Below are 19,895 nucleotides of genomic sequence, written 5' to 3'. Positions count from 1 at the left end.
ACCGAAAAAGCATGAACGTTCAATGTCGCCTTTACTGGCCGTATAAATGTGAGGAACTGTGCTTCAATACTTAATAATAGAGGATTATCGATAAAATCAATAACCCCCTGAATATATCTGCTATTTAATTCATCTTTTTGATAACAAATATTTTCTCGCTTTTCTTTCACCCTCTATTTTTAAAATATCTTCTTTAACCATTTCGTTCAGCATTCTCTTCGTCGTTGAATCTGCAAGTCCTAATAATTTACGAGCTTCTTTGTTGGTTATACAATCGTTTACTTCTATATATTTAACAATCAAATCTTTTCGCTCATTTTTTATCGGCTTTTATCGGCTTTTTATCGGTTTCTACCGGTTTACTCTCTTCTGGCCGATAAAAACAAACTACAAATCCTGTTCTCTTTTTCTGAAATCCATATCTGACACCTGCAGCATCACAGACATCGGCAATACGTTTCAATCCGGTACCAAAACTTTCAATATTTTTTGAGTAATACAAAATTCTGGCAATCTTAGGATTTCTGCGAACAGGCCTTTCGGCCTTATCAATAAAGTCCCGTGGCTCAAGTCCTTCTGGAAAAGTACCCGGATTATATATCTCCACACGATTTTAATAAATGGCCACCTCATTGCTCTCACCGGAAGAATAATCTTTATGGCAAAATGAATTCAGCAAAGCCTCTCTTATGGCATCCACAGGAATTTCCGGTATCTCAGTTCTCTGTAATGTTCCCGTAAACTCCACTTTCCAATGAATATTGCTTTTTATATAGCTTTCTGCAATATCCACCAGTTTCAATGCAGGTAATAGCTTGTCCCCGTCTGTCAGTTCAAGTTGGTTCAAAACTGTTTTCTTATCTGTGTATGTTATCGCATTTCGTCCATCATCATGTGCCTGTACCGTATATTTTTTCAGTAACTCTTCATCCACATCATCTACAGATTTATCGGACACAAGATTTTCCCAACGGTTTCCTTCTCGCCCAGACTTTAAAAGCAGATTAGTAATCTCTTCAGGTGACATCGGCAAATCTTCATCTGCCACTCTGATTCTGGCTACTCCATAAGCAAAATATGGGACTTGTTTTCCCGAAAACTTCACATGAATACAATCTCGTCCATCTAGGACTACTTTATTAATCTCCGGATAGATTTTTGGTTCAATATGATTTTTAATTTTCTCAAGCTAACAAAATATTAAAAGAACCTAGATCCTATATATAATGCTGCCACGGTATGTTCAGAATATTTAAACTTTCATAAAGAAAAATCCACGTCACTAAAAAAGCACGGAAAACCGGCCAACTAAAGCCTGTGTTTTCCATGCCCTCTGCTCGCGGATCTAGTCACGCGTGTTATCATATTCTACAAATGCATCTACCTTGGGCTGTGAAGAGCACCCCGGTACGAATTCGTTAGACAGGAATGCTTCCGCAAGCAGCTCCCTTACCTTTCCACCGGTTGTAAACGCGCCCATGCATGCGATGTTCGCATCGTTGCTCAGGCGGGCCCTCTGTGCAGAGTATACGTCGGAAACCAATGCCGCATATGCGCCCTTGACCTTATTTGCCGCGATAGACACGCCGATGCCCGTCCCACATATAAGGATGCCACGATCATACTCTTTGGACGCCACCGCCTCTGCTACTTTGACAGCAGTATTGGCATATATCGGGTCATCACTTCCGAAGTCAGTAATCTCTCCATAGCCTTTTGCTTCCATAAATTTAATTAAATCTTCCTTTGCCTCCTGTGCATTTGGGTCACAGCCGATTGCAATCTTCATCTTAATTCCCTCCTGAATGCGATTTGATTATTTTACCTTATTTAACATTAGCAGTTCAATAAGTATAGATTCTAAGGATATTCTAGCATTGTGTTCCTGTTTTGTCTACTTTCGGTTTCTTTCGTATCGCAGGAAATCTTTAGATTTTACTTCTGATAGCAATCCTCCAGTCCATAAGATTCTATATCTGTCAGGCAGACTTTGCCTCCATAAGCATATACATTGATTTCATTCTGGTCGTTTCCGGCAAATACATTATTAGAATGGTTGTTTTGATAACAATCCGTGAATATCTCCAGGGAACTCTGGTCGGAAAAGACATGTACATCCAGCACTTTCTTATTGTGTACGGCCAGCACGCTTCTTGATATTCCTTTGCTCCAACCGTCTGAATTATTTCGGTCTACTGTCAGCTGTGTATGCTCAAAGTCAAAGGTGCATATAACTTTCTTTCCTGCCCCTTTCCTTAATTCCATAACGAATTGCTTTGCGTCCGTCTCATCCAGATTGATAGAAAATTTCAATTCAAAAGAGATACCGTCTCCTGCTGCCAGATTAGTTACTGTCTGCGCAACCGTCAATGCTTTTATATTTTTTCCGTTCGTCCGAATACGTTCCAGTTCTTTTACCGGCACAAACTGTAATGTCCCGTTATCTGACATCCTTACTTCCCGGGTGAGGTTAAATGAACCGCACCATCCCTCTTTATAAGCAGGCCCCCAGTCTTTCCAGAATGGCATCCAGTCCCAGGCATTTGCCCATCCGACAATCAGGCGCCGCCCATCCGGAGCCATGAAGGATTGCGGCGCATAATAGTCAAATCCCCAATCAATCTCTCCGCTCGTATGATAATCAAACTTACCGGTACTGTAATCAAAATCTCCGGTCAGATATACTACCGTACGTTCACCGGCACCCATCGGAGAAAACATCAGGACATACTGGTCTCCCAGAGGATAAAAGTCAGGACATTCCCACATATATCCCCATTCTCCTCTGCTTTCGGCTAACACATTGACATATTCCCAGTGAACCATATCCGTGGTTTTGTACAGTAGCGCCTGTGCCTTATTATCTCTGCTTGCTCCACATACCATATAGAAGGTGTCCTCATGTTTCCACACTTTCGGATCCCGGAACTGGCAGGCCGGAACTCCTTCGGGAGCTGTAATAACCGGATTCCCTTCATATTTTTCAAAGTGGATTCCGTCATCGCTATAGGCAATGCACTGTGTCTGTTCAAACCCTTTCCCTGCATTAGTGGTTGCAGTATACATCAGGAATAGTTTATCCTCGTAGACAATTGAGCTGCCGGAAAAACATCCCCCGCGCATATGATCATCATAAGCTTCGCTCGGGGCGAGCGCCAAGGGAAGATATTCCCAGTGAAGCAGATCGTCGCTTACCGCATGTCCCCAGTGCATATAATCCCAGAATCCATAATATGGGTTATATTGAAAGAAAAAATGATACTTGCCCTTGTAAAAAATCAGTCCGTTCGGATCATTGAGCCACCCTGTCTGTGCCATAAAGTGATAATGCTGACGCATCTTTCCTGTTTTTACTATATCCTTTTTTGTATCTATTTCTTTCTGAGCCTTTTCAATGTTTTGTATCATTAGTTCTCTGGACATAAGACTCCTCCAATTTTATTTATATTCATCGCGAAGCTTTTTTGCAAATTCCGTATTTAATATAGATTCGCGTCGAGCTTTATTCTCTTTAATCCTGAACTGTTCCTGTCTGGCAGGACCATACTCTTCCCATCGCTTATTCCAGGACTTTCTTGCTGCTTTCATCTCTTCTGTTAATTCAGGTGTTCTCTGTGCCTTATCAGGAAGAACAGGAACATTGGGCAGTCTTTCTTCCACGGGTAGAACTGTGATTTTATTACCGGTAGGCAATGTCTGATACCAATATGCCGTAGAACTCCAGTCATCAGAGAGATGGTTTGCATGTCCATGTTCAATCGTTACTCTCAGGCTTTTTTCAAACCGAACAGGATCCGTAATATGGAAGCGGTAAGATACCTGAAATCCATCCGTGTCCCCTTCATGTACGATTGTTCCGAAAAATGGAAATGCATTTCTTTGCATCCCCCACGCATGGTTGAAATAGTCTTCTGTTCCGGTACCGTTCAGGCTTGGATATTCTTCGCCATCTATGAAGAACATATCGTTTCCTTCGCCCCACCAGCTTCCCTGGTAATGCTTTACAGTAAGGTTACACCCTACATAATGGCCCGTCCCTTCTACATCCAGCACCGTATAATTTCCGTCCCCTTTAAAATTTGTCACATTATTGACTTCCGGCGAGTTCGTCTGTATATCCGGCCCCCACCCGTCACATGGATTCTCACGTCTCCAGCTTGAATGAAAATATGCTGTATTTTCATCCAGCGGCTCTTTATACATCTCATAGTCAATATTGAAATATAAAATAAATGGCAGTTCATTCTCATTGACAATTTCGATTTTTGCCCTTTTGTTAAACGGCATAGGGAAATAACACGATACAGAACAAGGTGCACCATATCGCCCTGCCTCTTCCGGCTTTAGAGAAACATTGAACGGCAGAGAACTGAAGTTGCCAGGATAGCAGTTGCCTATACAGAAGAAATCTCCAAATGGCACTAGAACACTCGGTGTATCCTGATCGTCCCAGGTGATTTTAATCAATGCTTTTCTGTAATAAAACGGGTCATAATCGTCCCATATGACCCCTAATGCCGGGTGAATCTCCATTACCGGCGCAGCTGACGCATTTGATACCGGATCCAGAATACTTGGTGCTTTCACTTTACGGCAGGAGGAAGTCATCCAGATATGCGTTATACACCCCGGCCCCTCAACTTCACCTAATACAATACTTTCTTTTGCCGGTATCTCCCAATAGTCCTGATTTTTGCCCCTCTGATCCCAACTTGCAAGCCTGCCGTTTCTGGCCTTTTTTATCGTTGTCAAATCTTGAAATAATCCTGAAACTTTACTCATATCGCTTTATCTCCTTAATAATTATCCTGTTTATTTTTTTATCCTTTTACTGCTCCGGCAGTCATACCTTCCACTATATTCTTCTGGAACAGTCCATAGAAGATCAATTCCGGAATAATAATCATTACGCTGGATGCCACTATCCCACCATAATCGACAGTATATGTCCCTTTAAAGAAAGAAGCCCCCATAGATAACGTATAATCCGAAGCCTCCCTTAGCATAACTGACGCAAATGGAAACTCATTCCAGATATAGAGCACATTGAAAATTACGATTGTCGCGATGACCGGTTTCGTCATAGGAAGTATTATACGAAACATCAAATCCCAAATGTTACATCCATCTATAATCGCAGCCTCATCAATTTCTGAGGGCAACGCTTTTAAATAGCCGACAAGCAATAGGGTATTAAATGAAATGGATGTTGCAACATATGGAAGAATCAATGCCAGTTTCCCGCGGAGCCCAAAAAATACGTTGATTTTATAAACCGGGAATAACAAAATGAACGGTGAGACAGATAACCCGAGAATCAAAAAACCATACAACATCTTTTTTATCTTCTTGTTTTTAAATTCCATTCTTGCCAATACGAATGAGCTAAAATATGTAATTACCAGTTCGACGACAAGTGACACGATACAGACAAAAAATGTATTCGCGTACAATCTCGGAAAGTTCAATATTCCCAATGCATGTTTATAATTATCAAGATTGAATACTTCTGGCAAAGACAGCGGAGAGGACAAAATCTCGGAATTCGTCTTAAAAGAAAGGACCAGCATCCAGATGAACGGGAATACGACCAATGCAGTAATGATTGCTATTAAAACATACATCCCTGCCCTTTTTCTCTTGCTCAACATCCTCTATTCCTCCTTTTCTCTTGTCAGAGTCGTATACACAGCCGTAATGATAAGCGACAATATGAAAGTTACCGTAGCGAGAGACATCCCATATCCGTAATCACCACTTGCAAATGTCTGCGAATAACTATATGTAACGAGAGTTTCTGACAGATGATTGGGTCCGCCTCCGGTCGTTTGCTGGACAATCTCAAACACTTTGAATACTCCGGTAATTATCAGCACTGCAACTGTAGATATCGTCGTTCTCATCATCGGAATCGTCACATAGCGAATCTCCTGTACAGCGCTGGCTCCATCAATCTTCACAGCTTCTAAGACATCTCCGGGTATCATTTTCAAGCCTGCGATAAAAATAGTCACCAGATACCCCAGCTGCTGCCAGAAGTAAATAATCGCAATACTATATGGTGACAGCGATTTTCCGCCAATCCATTTCAGTTTCAATGCATCTGCCCCTATGGCATCCAGAATATTATTGAGGATACCGATATTAGGATCCAAAATGTAAACCCAAATAATACCTACGATAATCGGTGCTATGATAGCAGGCGAAAATATCAAAGCTTTAGAAAAATCAACTGCTTTTAGCTTTTGATTCAATAGTAATGCAATGAAAAACGATAAGGTCAATAAAAGTACAAAAGCCAGAACAAATATAATCATCGTATTCTTAAAGGAAGTCCAGAACAGCGGATCTTGGAATAATCGAATATAATTTTTCATTCCAGTGAACCTTGGTTGACCAATTCCCGAATATTTGGTCAGGCTATAATATATTGCGATTGCTATCGGCAGTATTATAAATGTGCTGTAAATTAACAATGTAGGCAGCAAAAGACCTGCTTTATATCTATTTTTACTTAACCAATACATGCTTTCACCCTATTTTTCCAATCATCTTTGCCGGTTTTACTCCGGCAAAGATATCCTATAAAACTATTGACTGTTTGCAGCCGTAGCATCCATATTATCCAGTGCTTCGGCCGGTTCATAATTCCCTTGCAGAACCCCAAAAATGCCGTCATATAATGCTTCCTGAACTGAAGACGGTACGGTAAGATCCGGTGCTGCTTTCGGACTGTCCCATCCATTGGAGAGAGCTGCAAGCATTGCATTCATAGAATATTGTGTGTCAGAAGCCGCGACTCCTTCATAATTAGTAGCAGGGAAAATAGATCCTTCATAAGAAATCTTTGCCGCTTCTTCTCCATAGTAGAATTTCAAAAATTCATAAACACCTTCTTTCAGCTCTTCATCTTCAGCCGTAGCCGCACTGACGCCAATGGGCGCTGAAGGTACTTTCATCACAACATCCTGATTCTGATCTGTATCGGTAAACCTAGGTCCCCACCAAAAGCCTATTTTATCTCCAATATTCTCATCAAACTCTGCACAGTCCCACTGTCCTGTTCCGAACATCGCTGCCTTTCCTTCATCAAACAGCTGTTTTGCGTCAAAATACTCAATTGTTGCCATGTTTTCTGGAAATGCCTGAGCTTCTTTCAGCCCTTGTAATGCTTCAAAGCATTTCAGAAATTCTTTATTATTGTATTTTTCTTTTCCGTCCAGAATCTGGGCAATGGCATCGCCCCATCCATATCTTTCAAGGAACTCATTAAATTCCCACATAGCATAAGCGCTGTTCTTGCTGCCAATAGCGAGCGGCGTTACTCCACTATCTTTTAATTTCTTAATCATATCTATAAATTCTTCATATGTAGTTTCATCCGTCGGATAATCAACATTGGCATTGTCGAATAATTCTTTGTTATAAAAAATACCCTGTACATTACACTGATATGGAAGGCCATACTGTCCGTCATCATCTTTAAAAGCTTCCTCCATTCCATCCAGCGCTGTCTTGATATCAGAATTTTCTTCTAAGAATTCTGTAAGATCCATCAAAACCCCGGCTTCGCTGTACTCTGAAGCTTCTGAACCTTCAATCCAAAATATCTGAGGCAAAGTTCCATCTTCTGCTTTTAGCTTCATATTCTTAGAATGTGTTTCCGTATCAGCCGCTTCAAATTCAACTTTGTATTTTCCTTCATTGGCCTTGTTAAACGCTTCAACAATGCTGTTCGTAACCGGTTCCTGTTCTTTCGGATTCGCTACATGAATCCCCAATTTTATAACCGTTGCCCCGCTCTCATCCTTTTCGGCTTCCTGGCTTTTACTGCCACAGCCTGCTATCAATCCCATTGACAGTGCACTCGCTATAACTGCTGATAAAATTCTTTTTACATACTTGCTTTTCATACATTTCTCCCTTTCTTCTGCAATTTATGGAACCCGTTCCATAATGACTAAAAAAAATTGCCGTTCCCTATATTTCTTTGATGCGGAACGGGTTCCACATCAAAGAAAAAAAATAAAATCTCAATTGCGCACTCTTCGATTTATTTAATTTTATTATATTCCAAGGGACAAAAAAGTCAATCTTTTTTTTGATATATAAGTATTTTTATATAAAGCAACAAAAATGAACTTCCTGAATTGTCATATATCACTAAATAATCGTCGTATCTCCCTGTCTCAGTTCGACATCTAAAACAACTGATTTTTTCTCGTATTTTTTGCCCTGCAATAATTCTAGAATCAGTCGGACCGCCTCTTTTGCCAGCTCCTGGATAGGTTGGACGATGACCGTCAATCTGGGCTCTACCATGTCTACGACGTATGTTCCGTCATAGCTGACCAATTTTACATCTTCCGGAACATTCTTATGTCTTTTGATTACTTCATTCATACATTCGATTGCCAGACCATCCACACCGAAAACACCATCAAAATCGATTTCGTTTGAAAACACGTTTGCAATTGCTTTTTTCATGTAACAAAGTTCAAAACGGTTCCAGTCAAGATCATAGCCGATCGTTTCAACATTATTCTCCTTCATGACACGGTCAAACTCGAAATGCCTCTTGTGATACGGTGATTTAACTTTTGTCGCACCTTTAAAATGCAATACTTTTTTACACCCGCTTCTAATCAATGCTTCTGCCGCCAGTTTCCCGCCCTTTTTATGGTCCACCGTAACAACAGGTATATGGTCGCCAAGATAACGGTCAAATGCAACAATCGGTTTACGCATCTTAAGATATTCTTCTATATCAAGAGTATGCACCCCGGTAATGATACCATCCACGATATGCCTGTTCAACATATCCAGATAGTCATGTTCTGCATTATTTTCTTTCGTCGTACTGCAAAGCATCATCTTAAAGCCAGCGTTAAACAATTCTGTCTCTACATGATTTACAAATTCTGAAAAAAACGGATTTACAATATTCGGTACGATTACTGCAATAATTCCACTCCGTTTATGGTATAGATTTCTTGCCAGTTCGTTTGGCGTATAATTAAATTTTTTCATCGCGTTTTCTATCTTGATTTTCGTATCTTCTGAAACGTAACCGCTGCCATTGATAAGCCTGGACACCGTTCCGACACCAACACCGGCTTCTCTGGCAATGTCTCTAATACTTGCCATATTTCTGCCTCCTTCCTGTACGGGCTTCTTACTACTATTTTATTGCATAAATAAAAAATGTCAAACAGAATCTGTTCCTACGGCTTTTTTTCTGCTGTCTGATGTGGGCGCAGAATAATCAATGCCTTCTGCTGTATAAGAACACTGACCACTTGCATACAAGACAGACAAAGCGGAAAGCTGCACAGAGAATGACATCTCTGTGCAGCTTTACAGTTTGCCGTACACCGCTATTAAATTCAGCATCCTCGAGGGATTGCCGTTTATTCATAATTCGGGTGCAGGATGACCTTCAGTGTTCCCGGGCCGCCTTTTGCAGCCAGCGCGATGCCTTTGTCGTAATCTTCAAGAGGCATCTCGTGTGTGACGAGGTCTTTCACCTGTACCTTGCCTGACTCGAGATATTCCAGCGCGCGGCCGAAACAGTGGGTCTGCGCCCATGTCGGAATGAGCTGTATCTCGTGCAGGTACCAGTATTCCGGGTCGATGGCCCACTTCGCGCCTGCGTGCGGCATAGCGAACATCATGAACTTGGCGCCCATCTTGCCGAACTTGATCATGCTTTCCATGACAGCAACGTTTGCAGTCGTATCTACAAGCACGTCGAATCCTTTTGGCGCGATCTCCTTAAGCTTCGCCTCATGCACGCCGGGATCGTTCCTGTCCATGAGAATCGTCTCCTTGCATCCGTACTTTTTCAGTATGTCCAGCTTATCCTGGCTCGGCCCGCACACGACGACCCGGTTTGCATTGGAATGCATGAGGAGCTGGATCAGGATGATTCCCGTAGGACCGCAGCCGTATACGAGCACGTCATCTCCGAACTGCACCTGGACCCGGTCCATAGAATGGACCGCACACGCCGTAGGCTCTGCAAATATAGCATCATTAAAGGACAGGTTATCGCTGATCGGGAATACCTTGTCAGCGTTCACCGCGACATATTCCGCAAACCCTCCAGGGCCGTTGCAGCCGAGTGAATAGAAGTTCTCGCAGTAGAGCGGCTCATCTTTCCTGCAATAGTAGCAGTCGTCACAGAGCACCGTATTGTCTGCCGTCACCCGGTCACCTTCCTTGAATGTCTTGACATCGCTTCCTACCTTATATATGTATCCTGCAAATTCATGTCCGTTCAGCAGAGGGAATTCCGCCAGGAACCCGCCGCCCGCCAGGGCCACATCTGCACCCTTGCATATGCCGCAGGACATTACTTTGATGAGCACCTGGTGAGGCGCTATTTCCGGTACCGGCACTTGTGTTATCTGGCAGTGGCCCGGCTTGTCATATACATTCGCTTTCATCATTTCCATTCTAGACACCTACTTTCTATTCTTCAGGGCAATCGCTTCTCTTGCCTTTGCCGCTATCTTCTCAGGCGTCAGGCCGTATTTCACCATAAGCGCCTCAGCTGTTCCGGAATGTCCGAACTCATCTTCCACACCGTGCTTTTCGACCGGCACCGGATACGTCTCGCCTACCACTTCAGATACTGCAGCTCCGAGCCCGCCGATGATGTTGTGCTCTTCTGTCGTCACGATGGCACCGGTCTCCTTTGCCGCTTTTATGATGATGTCCCTGTCTATCGGCTTGATGGTGTGGAGATCGATGATCCTTGCCCCGATCCCTTCTTCCTGAAGAAGCTCCGACGCTTTCAGCGCTTCCTGCAGCATAAGTCCCGTGGCAATAATCGTCACATCGCCGCCGTCTTTTACCTGTACGCCCTTTCCAAGTTCAAATGTGTAACCGTCCATACTGTCCGTCACGCACTCTACCCCGGAACGTCCGAGCCGCAGATAGCACGGGCCGTCATAACCGATCATGGCCTTCAAAGCTTCCCGCGTCTCATTCGCGTCGCACGGACAGATGACCGTCATGCCCGGTATGGTGCGCATCAGGCTCAGATCCTCGATGCACTGATGGGTAGCGCCGTCCTCTCCTACGGACAGCCCGGCATGGGTACCAACCACCTTTACATCAAGCCCCGGATAGGCGATAGAGTTTCTTACCTGATCGTATATCCTGCCTGCGGCGAACATCGCAAATGTATGGACGAAAGCCGTCTTGCCGGACGCCGCCGCACCTGCAGCCATTCCGGCCATGTTGCACTCGGCGATGCCCGCATTAAAGAAACGCTCCGGATACTTCTCGGCAAAATAGCAGGACATGGTGCAGATCGTAAGATCTGCGTCAAATACCATGATCTTCTCGTCAGCTCCGAATTCACACAGAGCCCTTCCATATGCTTCTCTCGTTGATATTACATTTCCCATGATTACACCTCCAGTGATGCGATAGCTGCATCGATCTCGCTAAATGCCTGTCTGAACTGTTCTTCTGTCGGAGTGCCGCCGTGGAACTTCACGTTGTTCTCCATATATGATACGCCCTTGCCCTTTACCGTCTTTGCCACGATCACTGTCGGCATGCCCTTTGCTTTTGCCGCCTCATCGACCGCACCGGCAATCTGCTCATAATCGTGTCCGTCTATCGTAATCACATTCCACTTGAACGCTTTGAACTTATCTCCGATAGGATAGGGGGACATTACCTCTTCTACCGTACCGTCGATCTGCAGGTTGTTGTTATCCACGAACACGGTGAGATTGTCAAGGCCATAGTTTCCGGCAGCCATGGCGGCCTCCCATATCTGTCCTTCCTGGATCTCTCCGTCGCCAAGGGCCGCATATACACGGTAATCTTTCTTATCCACCTTGCCTGTCAGCGCCATACCGACCGCTGCAGACAAGCCCTGCCCAAGAGAGCCTGCCGACATATCCACACCCGGGACCTTCGTCATCTCTACATGCCCGGACAGATAGCTGTCCACGTTGCGGAACGTCATCAGGTCGCTCACCGGGAAGTATCCTTTCAGCGCAAGCGTCGCGTACATCGTCGGCGTACAGTGTCCTTTGGATAACACGAACCGGTCACGGTCCGGATTCTTCGGGTCAGATGGGTCTATATGCATCTTCTCGAAGTATAATACTGCCAGTATGTCTGCCACTGAAAAAGAACCGCCTACATGTCCGGAGTGGGCCGCCTCGATTGCCTCGAGCGCCTTTCTCCTTATCTTTGCTGCCGTTAGTGCCAGTTCTTTCACTCTTTTCTCTTCCATCTTTAAGAACCTCCGTCTGATATTAGTCATATTCATTTAGCAGATTGTAAATCCACCGTCAATTACCAGGTTCGCCCCGTTGATAAGGCTTGCCGCGTCACTTGCAAGGAACACCGCGCACGCCGCCACTTCTTCCGGATAGCCGAAACGGTGGGCCGGTATCTTCTTCTTGAATTCCTCTCCCCGCTCATTGTTCCAGTTCTCTTCGCCCATAGGTGTGAGGATGATTGTCGGTGAGACGGCATTGACGTTGATGTTATACTGGGCCAGCTCCATTGCGAACTGTTTCGTGGCATAGATGACCGCCGCTTTGGCACAGCCGTAGGTCAGGTGCCCGTCGAGCGCGACCACTCCGGCCTGAGAGCCCATGTTGATAATCTTCCCGCCGCCGTTTTCCTTCATCACTTTTGCCGCGGCCTTCATGAACCGCACGGTGCCTGTCAGGTTGATACTAAGCGTCTTATCCCAGAGCGCCTCATCATGCTCCAGCACGCCTTCCACTACCCCGATTCCTGCGCAGTTGACGAGGATGTCAAGGGATCCGAACGTCTCCACGGTCCTGCCGACACACTCCTCGATCGCCTCAGTCTTTGTGATGTCTCCTGCATAAGCCATGTAACCCACGCCCTGGCTCTTCATATACGCTGGCAGTTCGGCCGGTTCGCTTAAGTCGAAGCTCACTACGTTGGCACCTTTTCTCGCATACATCTTCGCAATCTCAAATCCGATACCGCTCGCAGCTCCTGTGACGATAGCCGTCTTCCCTGCCAGGCTGAAGTCTTCATTAAAATTCCTGTAATCCATCTCTAATCATCCTCCATGGTGTTCCTGTCCGCTACTTAATCTTGATTACCGCTTTTACGACATCATCCTTATTGTTGATCGCACAGTCGAAAGCTTCCTGGATATCATCAAAGTCAAACTCGTGCGTCACGATGCCGGATACGTCGATGATGCCGTCCGCAATGGCTGCGATTGCCTGTGGATATATGTTTCTGTAGCGGAATACGGATTCGATCCTGGCCTCTTTCGCCATAATCTTGGCGAAGTTATACTCTATCTTCTCTTGTGCGGATATCCCTACGAGAACGATAGTTCCGCCATTTTTCACCATGTACGGTGTCTGCTGGATTGTAATCGGGGAGCCGGCTGTCTCAAATACTTTGTCCACCCCTGCGCCATCCGTAAGCTTATCCACTTCTCCGACCGCGTCCGCCTCTCTGCCGTTGATGACACGGGTCGCGCCAAGCTTCAGGGCATAGTCAAGACGCTTCGGAATCACGTCCACTACCGTGATATCTGTGGCGCCATGTGCCTTGCAGGCAAGCAGCGTCACAAGGCCGATGCAGCCCGCGCCGAGGATTACTACGGAGTCACCGAGCTTTACGTCGCCCTGGTTGGCTGCGTGCATACCTACGGATAAGGGTTCTACAAGAGCACCTTCCTTCGTACTGATATTATCCGGAAGCTTGAAGCACATGTTCTCCGGAAATGCGATGTAGTTCTCATAGCAGCCCTGTACCGGAGGCGTCGCCAGAAACTGTACGTCCGGACACAGGTTGTAACGCCCTGTCTTGCAGAATTCACACTGGCCGCACGTGATACCCGGCTCAAGTGCAACTTTGTCACCGACTTTAAGGTGTTCTACGCCTTCGCCAAGGGCGACGACCGTGCCCGCACATTCGTGTCCGAGCATGAAGTCTCCCTCTACCTTGTAATCGCCGCATCTCCCGTCATGGAAATAATGAACATCGGAACCGCAGATTCCTACATACTCAAGCTCGACAAGCACTTCTTTTGCTCCGGCTTTCGGCATCTCGATATCGCGGATCTCCATTTTGTCTAAATCTGTCATATAAGCCGCTCTGTTTTTCATACCAAACCACCTGTCCTTTCCTGGATTGTTAAATTTTTCTCGATTTTTTTAGGTCAAATAAAATGTCCCGCATGCGAGACAGCGCATCTTTTGTATAAAAACTGGCAAGCCATAAGACCTGCCAGTTTTTTACTTTTACAATATACTTTTATTTACTGACATTCTATTATTCTTTAATCTGTCCGTTGTCTTTGTACATCTGGATATACTCGTCAACATTGTCGCTTGTGATCAATGGAGCCGGAACGTTGTCATTAATGTCAGTAATCTTCTTTTCGCCTGTCAGTACAGAATGGATTGCTTCTGCATTCATCTTAGCCAGGTCGATTGCTGACTGTAAGCCTGTAGATGTCATCTTGCCTTCTTTGATCAACAGGCAAGCCTCTGCTGTTCCGTCAACGCCGTATGCCAGCATATCTTTGAATTTGTCATTATCTTTTACTACTTCGATTGCGCCCGCTGCCATATTATCGTTCATAGATACGACTGCATCGATGTCGCCGTATGCCTGTACCCAGTCTTCCATGAGTGCCATAGCTTCGTCTTTGTTCCAGTTTGCGATGTCTTCTGCAAGAATCTCAACGTCTGGCCTCTTCTCGAAGAATTCTTTTTCCCATGCATTTCTTCTCTCTGTGCTGTGGAAGTTTCCTGCTGGTCCTAACAGTACGACAACTTTTGCATTCTCAGGAATCTGGTCGATAGCAAGGTCGCAGTTTACTTTCGCCTGCTCGTATGGATCGGCGTCGATGGAGCCGGTTCCTTCACACTCGACACGTGGGTTTGTCGTGATACATGGGATTCCCGCGTCAACTACCTGCTGGATATAAGGAAGCTGAGCCTCACCGTTGTTCGCCTGGATGATGATTCCGTCAAATCCGCTGGAGATCGCGTTCTCAATCATCGTGTTCTCTTTTTCGTCGTTAGCCTCACCGTCAAATACTTCCAGTGTCATATCATCATAGTTTTCAAATTCAGCCTTCAGCTCATTTGCAAGCCATGCCGCGAATGAATCGGACTGGGCTCTTGCGATATAAGCAACTTTATAGCTGTCTTTCTTGTCTCCTGAATCTTTCTTGTCATCAGAGCTTCCTGAGTCTGATTTACTGCATCCGATTGCCATGGTAGCAACCATTGCTGCGCAGAGTAATACGCTTATAACTTTCTTTTTCATAGATAATGTCCTCCTTTTTTTGCTTTCATATTGTAAAAGTTCTGCACTTAATGCATTCATCTTTGTGAGGGAAGCTTTACTTCGCCTCCTCCTTCTTGGTATCATCTGCCACAAGGATAACCTTCCTCGTCTTCTTGTTCTTGGAACGGATATCCAGTACGACCGCAAACGCGATGATGGCGCCTTTGACTATCTGCTGTACGTAGGAGTCCACTCCGGTCAGGTTCATGATGTTGTTCAGGAAACCGATGATGAACGCACCGGCAAGGGTACCCATCGTCGTTCCCACGCCTCCCGAGAAGCTCGTGCCGCCGACGATAGTAGCCGTCAGTCCTTCCATCTCGTATCCGACCGCACCGTTTGGCAGCCCTGCGTTGACACGGCTCATGAACAATACGCCTGCGATTCCGGCAAATACGCCGTTGATGATATATGTAATGTACTTGTTCTTCTTAACATTGATGCCGGATGCGATGGCTGCCCCTTCGTTGCCGCCGATCGCGTACAGAGAACGGCCATATCTCGTGTGGTTCATGATATACCAGGTGATGATCGTGATGACGACCATGAAGATGATAGGCATCGGTATCGGTCCCACGCTGCCTTGCCCGAAGATTGTAAAATCCTTCAGCTGAAGCAGGTTCTGCCCTTTTGTATAAAGAAGGGCTGCACCTCTAGCCATCGTCTGCATAGCGAGCGTGGCGATGAAGGCCGGAACATCAAAATGCGTTACAAGTACCGCATTTACAAGGTTACACAGAACTCCGATTACAACTGCCAGCACAAGGGCCAGCACAAGGGAACCGGTGGACTGGTAACAAGCGATCGAAAGCACGCCGGAAAGTGCCAGTACGGAGCCTACGGACAAGTCAATCAGCCCCGCGATGACAAGGAGCATCTCTCCGTATGCTATGATGGTTCCTACAGACAGCTGCCGGGCAACGTTAGTCAGGTTGTTCACGGACAAGAAATTCTCATTCATTACCGCACATAATATGAACATCGCCAGCAACACGATAAAAATAGAATATTTTTCTACAAACTTACTGTTTTTGAATTTACCTTTACTCATCTTCCTATACCTCCGCTTTTTCTGTACCTGTCGCAAATCTCATAATCGTCTCCTGCGAGAACTCATCCCTGTTCAGGCATCCTGTAATCATCCCTTTGTTCATGACATAGATCCTGTCGCACATTCCGATTAATTCAGGCAGTTCTGACGAAACCATGATGACGGTCTTACCCTCTTTCACGAGTTCGGTCATCAATCTGTATATTTCAAACTTTGCTCCAACGTCGATACCTCTGGTCGGTTCGTCCAGAATCAGCACATCCGGATCTCTAAGCATCCACTTTGCGAGAAGCACCTTCTGCTGATTGCCGCCGCTAAGCGCCTGTATCGCAGTCTCTAACGAAGGTGTCTTGACGTTCATCTTGTCAAAATATTCTCCGACGAGCTTCTTCTCTTCTCTCGGGTGGCTCCTGCCGCCGTAGATGAACTTGTCAAGGCTTGAAATGCTCGCGTTCTCCATAACGCTTCTGATAGGTACGATTCCATAACGCCTTCTGTCTTCTGACAGCATGACTACTTTGTTGTTGATACTGTCTCTTACTTTCTTAATGTGCACCGGCTTGCCGTGGACTTTGATTTCTCCCCCGTCATAAGGGTCCAGGCCGAAAATCGCCCGCATCGTCTCCGTACGTCCTGCTCCCATCAGCCCTGCAAATCCTACGATCTCGCCTTTCTTCGCATAGAAGTTGATATCCTTGAATACCCCCCTGCTCTCCAGATCCTTGATTTCAAGAATCGGATCGCCGACGGGCACTTCCTCTTTCGGGTATACATTTTCCATCTTCCGCCCTACCATCAGTGCAATGACCGTGTCCAGGTCTATATCGGAAGCCGGATGCGTCTCGACGACCGTGCCGTCACGCAGTACGGTGATGTCGTCTGCGATGCGGAACACTTCTTCCATCTTGTGGGATATGTAGATAATACTTACGCCGCGGCTCTTAAGCTCTGCAATCTTCTCAAACAGCACCTCTACCTCTCTGTTCGTGATTGCCGATGTCGGCTCATCCATGATTACGATATCTGCGTTATTAGAAATGGCCTTTATGATCTCCAGCATCTGGATATCAGATACGGTAAGCGTCTTAAGCTTCTGCTCCGGGTCATACGGAAGCTTCTCCTGCTCAAGAAACTTGACCGTCTCCTTGCGGACTTTCTTCCAGTCGATTTTACCAAGCTTGTTCACCGGCAGCCTTCCGAGAAACAGGTTCTCTTCTATCGACATCTCAGGTACATAGTTCAGCTCCTGGGCAATCATGGCGATTCCGTAGCTTTGCGCCTGGATAGGGTTTTTAATTTCCACCGGCTTTTCGTCGATGAATATCTGTCCTGAGTCCGGCTTGTAAAGTCCGTTGATAATCTTCATCAGAGTAGACTTTCCTGCTCCGTTCTCACCGCAGAGGGCATGCACCGTCCCTTTTCTTACCGCAAAATCGATGTTGTCCAAAGCTTTGACTCCTGGGAAAGACTTATTAATTCCGCTGACACGCATTTTAATATTCTCCACTCTTCTTTCCTCCCTTTTCATATACTGCACAGCTTTTATCATTTTTTTGCAATTATACATATTTGTTTTATTACCGTTTATGACCGTTTGTGATTGGCCAATATCTTACTCAGCATTTTTAACGATTATATGACAAATATTTTATATTTATTATGCATTTTGCTTATTATAGGACAAATTATAATATTATGACCCTTGTTTGTCAAGTCACTTTTTTGTCCTTTGACAGTCACTTTTTTATGATTTTTGTTAAAATGTACATTTTTAGTTATATCTTTGTTCATATTTAGTTCATATTATCAACCGTCATTCAATTATTCTTTTTGACTTTCTATTTGTTTTTTATTGTTTTCTTTTTGTTTTTGTGTTATCTTATGCTTAATTTCTTATATAAGATGTACATAGAAAGGAGCATGTTATGATTCACACCCTTACGCTGAACCCCGCCATTGACAGGATCTTGTACCTGAACGAGCTGGAGAAGAATGTCACAAACAGGGTCAAGAAAACCACAGATACTATCGGCGGCAAAGGCACACACGTATCTATCAACCTGAAGCTTCTGGGACAGGATAATAACGCCTTCGGCATATGCCACGGCGAAAACGGCAGGCAGGTCATTCAGATGCTCTCCGATTACGGCATCGACGTCCGGTTCAACCATTATATGGAAGATAACAAGGAGACGAGGACAAATTATCTGATCATCGAGGACAGTGCCGACTGTACGATCGTCGCGGAATCCGGAGTCACGCTCACCGAAAAAGAGCTGGATGAACTTCTGTCCACGATGAAGGAAGCCATCCTCCCCGGAGATTACCTCATATTTTCGGGCGACGCGTCCAATTCTCCCAATCCTTCTATATACAATAAGATCCTGCACATCTTCCGGGAGAGGGATTTGAAGTTCTTCCTGGACACGAGCGGCGCCTCGCTGAAGGAATGCATCCAGGAGTCTCCCTATATGATCAAGCCGAATCTGGACGAACTCTCTACACTGGCCGGGTACAGCATTCCGGAAGATGACGCGTCTATTATCAAAGCCATTGATTCTCTGGACCGATATGGCGTGGAGATCATAGCCGTATCACTCGGCGGGGACGGTTCTATCGTCAAGACTCCGGAAGGGGTATACCGTGTACATCCGCCGAAGGTAGATGTCATCAATACGATAGGCTGCGGCGACTGCTATCTTGCCGGCTTCGTATACGGATTGACGAAGGGATATGATATGGAAGAGACGATACGGACTGCGACAGGAGTCTCAGCCGCCACCGCCGAATCACAGCTCTCGGCGGGCTATGATTATAGCCGCGCCATGGAATTGAAAAACCAAGTAACAATTGAAAAAATCTGCCAATTATATTAAAGTAAAGGAGTAAAAGTATGAGCAATTTATCTTATTACGAAATGAGACAGGAAATGGTAACAGTAGCACGGCTGATGTGGGAACGCAGGCTTACGAACGCTGCCGGAGGGAACTTCGCGGTACGCGTGGACGATAACCGCATCCTCATGTCCCCGTCACTTATGTCAGAGAATAAGCATTGTAATATGAAGCCGGAAGATTTCCTTCTGATCGATTATGACCAGAACATACTGGAAGGAGAAGGAAAGCTCTCCCGCGAAGGGCTGATGCACGTGCTGATTCTCAGCAACTTCAAAGAAATAGAATGCACGATACATGCCCATCCGTTCTACTGTATGCCGTTCGTGGCACAGTGCAAGCCGATTCCGAATGTGACAGAAGCCACGATGGGGCGCGGCGAGGTCGGATGTATCGAATGGACGAAAGCCTATTCCGAAGAGCTGAGCAGAAACGTATACCAGTATTTTGAGGACCACAGGGAGCTGGCCGAGAAGAAGCCGATCGGAATGATCATGCCAAAGCACGGCGTCGTCGTATCTGGTCCGAGCATCTATCTCGCCTACAGCATGTTAGAGCGCATCGAGTGTGACGCTTTCTGTACCATTACGAAGAACCTCATCTAAATTCTAAATAAGGAT

General features: G+C 45.4%; 20 protein-coding genes. 2 read left to right on the top strand and 18 right to left on the bottom strand.

Translation table 11 applies throughout. The features are described 5' to 3' along the window. Positions 1-129: 129 nt before the first annotated feature. The 18 genes from E1963_RS13425 to E1963_RS13340 all read right to left on the bottom strand — a co-directional run bounded on the left by E1963_RS13425 (position 130) and on the right by E1963_RS13340 (position 17,888). Positions 130-303: a winged helix-turn-helix transcriptional regulator gene (locus E1963_RS13425; protein WP_167482201.1), complete on the bottom strand. Its 174-nt coding sequence runs from the start codon at positions 301-303 to the stop codon at positions 130-132. Positions 304-313: 10 nt separating this feature from the next. Then, positions 314-607 carry an ATP-binding protein gene (locus tag E1963_RS13420; protein ID WP_132278815.1) on the bottom strand — a complete coding sequence of 98 codons (294 nt, stop codon included), beginning with the start codon at positions 605-607 and terminating at the stop codon, positions 314-316. A 6-nt stretch (positions 608-613) separates the two neighbouring features. Continuing rightward, complete coding sequence (locus E1963_RS13415; protein ID WP_132278812.1) at positions 614-1,048, bottom strand: hypothetical protein; 435 nt, start codon at positions 1,046-1,048, stop codon at positions 614-616. A 297-nt stretch (positions 1,049-1,345) separates the two neighbouring features. Then, positions 1,346-1,789 carry an RpiB/LacA/LacB family sugar-phosphate isomerase gene (locus E1963_RS13410; RefSeq protein ID WP_066580295.1) on the bottom strand — a complete coding sequence of 148 codons (444 nt, stop codon included), beginning with the start codon at positions 1,787-1,789 and terminating at the stop codon, positions 1,346-1,348. Between the two features lie 146 nt (positions 1,790-1,935). Next, positions 1,936-3,423: a glycoside hydrolase family 32 protein gene (locus E1963_RS13405; protein ID WP_132278809.1), complete on the bottom strand. Its 1,488-nt coding sequence runs from the start codon at positions 3,421-3,423 to the stop codon at positions 1,936-1,938. A 15-nt stretch (positions 3,424-3,438) separates the two neighbouring features. Continuing rightward, a complete protein-coding gene (locus E1963_RS13400; RefSeq protein ID WP_132278806.1) occupies positions 3,439-4,782 on the bottom strand; it encodes a glycoside hydrolase family 172 protein in 1,344 nt (447 codons plus the stop codon). 38 nt (positions 4,783-4,820) lie between these two features. Then, entirely contained in the window at positions 4,821-5,651 is an 831-nt protein-coding gene (locus E1963_RS13395) for a carbohydrate ABC transporter permease (RefSeq protein ID WP_132278803.1), read from the bottom strand. A gap of 3 nt (positions 5,652-5,654) precedes the next feature. Next, on the bottom strand, positions 5,655-6,527 hold the full coding sequence (locus tag E1963_RS13390) for a carbohydrate ABC transporter permease (RefSeq protein WP_132278800.1): 873 nt from the start codon (positions 6,525-6,527) through the stop codon (positions 5,655-5,657). Positions 6,528-6,590: 63 nt separating this feature from the next. Beyond that, a complete protein-coding gene (locus tag E1963_RS13385; RefSeq protein WP_132278797.1) occupies positions 6,591-7,913 on the bottom strand; it encodes an ABC transporter substrate-binding protein in 1,323 nt (440 codons plus the stop codon). Positions 7,914-8,163: 250 nt separating this feature from the next. Then, on the bottom strand, positions 8,164-9,147 hold the full coding sequence (locus E1963_RS13380; protein ID WP_132278794.1) for a LacI family DNA-binding transcriptional regulator: 984 nt from the start codon (positions 9,145-9,147) through the stop codon (positions 8,164-8,166). A 263-nt stretch (positions 9,148-9,410) separates the two neighbouring features. Beyond that, positions 9,411-10,457 carry a zinc-dependent alcohol dehydrogenase family protein gene (locus tag E1963_RS13375; RefSeq protein ID WP_132278791.1) on the bottom strand — a complete coding sequence of 349 codons (1,047 nt, stop codon included), beginning with the start codon at positions 10,455-10,457 and terminating at the stop codon, positions 9,411-9,413. Between the two features lie 9 nt (positions 10,458-10,466). Next, positions 10,467-11,417, bottom strand: coding sequence for a transketolase family protein (locus tag E1963_RS13370; RefSeq protein ID WP_132278788.1), 951 nt, complete (start codon positions 11,415-11,417; stop codon positions 10,467-10,469). A gap of 2 nt (positions 11,418-11,419) precedes the next feature. Further along, positions 11,420-12,262: a transketolase gene (locus E1963_RS13365; RefSeq protein ID WP_132278785.1), complete on the bottom strand. Its 843-nt coding sequence runs from the start codon at positions 12,260-12,262 to the stop codon at positions 11,420-11,422. A 36-nt stretch (positions 12,263-12,298) separates the two neighbouring features. Further along, positions 12,299-13,066: a GolD/DthD family dehydrogenase gene (locus E1963_RS13360; RefSeq protein WP_132278782.1), complete on the bottom strand. Its 768-nt coding sequence runs from the start codon at positions 13,064-13,066 to the stop codon at positions 12,299-12,301. Between the two features lie 31 nt (positions 13,067-13,097). Further along, entirely contained in the window at positions 13,098-14,138 is a 1,041-nt protein-coding gene (locus E1963_RS13355; RefSeq protein WP_132278779.1) for an NAD(P)-dependent alcohol dehydrogenase, read from the bottom strand. 166 nt (positions 14,139-14,304) lie between these two features. Continuing rightward, entirely contained in the window at positions 14,305-15,309 is a 1,005-nt protein-coding gene (locus tag E1963_RS13350) for a sugar ABC transporter substrate-binding protein (protein WP_132278776.1), read from the bottom strand. 76 nt (positions 15,310-15,385) lie between these two features. Beyond that, positions 15,386-16,381 (bottom strand): ABC transporter permease, encoded by a 996-nt coding sequence (locus E1963_RS13345; RefSeq protein WP_132278773.1) that lies wholly within the window; start codon positions 16,379-16,381, stop codon positions 15,386-15,388. A gap of 4 nt (positions 16,382-16,385) precedes the next feature. Next, entirely contained in the window at positions 16,386-17,888 is a 1,503-nt protein-coding gene (locus E1963_RS13340; protein WP_132278770.1) for a sugar ABC transporter ATP-binding protein, read from the bottom strand. A gap of 418 nt (positions 17,889-18,306) precedes the next feature. Here E1963_RS13340 and E1963_RS13335 point away from each other — a divergent pair, with 418 nt between their 5' ends. Together E1963_RS13335 and E1963_RS13330 are read left to right on the top strand one after the other, a co-directional pair. Then, positions 18,307-19,257 (top strand): 1-phosphofructokinase family hexose kinase, encoded by a 951-nt coding sequence (locus tag E1963_RS13335; RefSeq protein WP_132278767.1) that lies wholly within the window; start codon positions 18,307-18,309, stop codon positions 19,255-19,257. Positions 19,258-19,274: 17 nt separating this feature from the next. Continuing rightward, entirely contained in the window at positions 19,275-19,880 is a 606-nt protein-coding gene (locus tag E1963_RS13330) for a class II aldolase/adducin family protein (protein WP_066580322.1), read from the top strand. The last annotated feature ends 15 nt before the right edge of the window (positions 19,881-19,895 follow it).

Source organism: Extibacter muris (genome assembly GCF_004345005.1).
GTDB lineage: Bacteria > Bacillota > Clostridia > Lachnospirales > Lachnospiraceae > Extibacter > Extibacter muris.
The sequence above is the reverse complement of the archived record's forward strand: the minus strand, read 5'-3'. Positions and strand labels throughout refer to the sequence as shown.

Excerpts from the sequence above, each read along its gene's own strand:
- E1963_RS13410 (WP_066580295.1), bottom strand. The coding sequence starts at position 1,789 with ATGAAGATTGCAATCGGCTGTGACCCAAATGCACAGGAGGCAAAGGAA.
- E1963_RS13405 (WP_132278809.1), bottom strand. The coding sequence starts at position 3,423 with ATGTCCAGAGAACTAATGATACAAAACATTGAAAAGGCTCAGAAAGAA.
- E1963_RS13400 (WP_132278806.1), bottom strand. The coding sequence starts at position 4,782 with ATGAGTAAAGTTTCAGGATTATTTCAAGATTTGACAACGATAAAAAAG.
- E1963_RS13395 (WP_132278803.1), bottom strand. The coding sequence starts at position 5,651 with ATGTTGAGCAAGAGAAAAAGGGCAGGGATGTATGTTTTAATAGCAATC.
- E1963_RS13390 (WP_132278800.1), bottom strand. The coding sequence starts at position 6,527 with ATGTATTGGTTAAGTAAAAATAGATATAAAGCAGGTCTTTTGCTGCCT.
- E1963_RS13385 (WP_132278797.1), bottom strand. The coding sequence starts at position 7,913 with ATGAAAAGCAAGTATGTAAAAAGAATTTTATCAGCAGTTATAGCGAGT.
- E1963_RS13380 (WP_132278794.1), bottom strand. The coding sequence starts at position 9,147 with ATGGCAAGTATTAGAGACATTGCCAGAGAAGCCGGTGTTGGTGTCGGA.
- E1963_RS13375 (WP_132278791.1), bottom strand. The coding sequence starts at position 10,457 with ATGGAAATGATGAAAGCGAATGTATATGACAAGCCGGGCCACTGCCAG.
- E1963_RS13370 (WP_132278788.1), bottom strand. The coding sequence starts at position 11,417 with ATGGGAAATGTAATATCAACGAGAGAAGCATATGGAAGGGCTCTGTGT.
- E1963_RS13365 (WP_132278785.1), bottom strand. The coding sequence starts at position 12,262 with ATGGAAGAGAAAAGAGTGAAAGAACTGGCACTAACGGCAGCAAAGATA.
- E1963_RS13360 (WP_132278782.1), bottom strand. The coding sequence starts at position 13,066 with ATGGATTACAGGAATTTTAATGAAGACTTCAGCCTGGCAGGGAAGACG.
- E1963_RS13355 (WP_132278779.1), bottom strand. The coding sequence starts at position 14,138 with ATGAAAAACAGAGCGGCTTATATGACAGATTTAGACAAAATGGAGATC.
- E1963_RS13350 (WP_132278776.1), bottom strand. The coding sequence starts at position 15,309 with ATGAAAAAGAAAGTTATAAGCGTATTACTCTGCGCAGCAATGGTTGCT.
- E1963_RS13345 (WP_132278773.1), bottom strand. The coding sequence starts at position 16,381 with ATGAGTAAAGGTAAATTCAAAAACAGTAAGTTTGTAGAAAAATATTCT.
- E1963_RS13335 (WP_132278767.1), top strand. The coding sequence starts at position 18,307 with ATGATTCACACCCTTACGCTGAACCCCGCCATTGACAGGATCTTGTAC.
- E1963_RS13330 (WP_066580322.1), top strand. The coding sequence starts at position 19,275 with ATGAGCAATTTATCTTATTACGAAATGAGACAGGAAATGGTAACAGTA.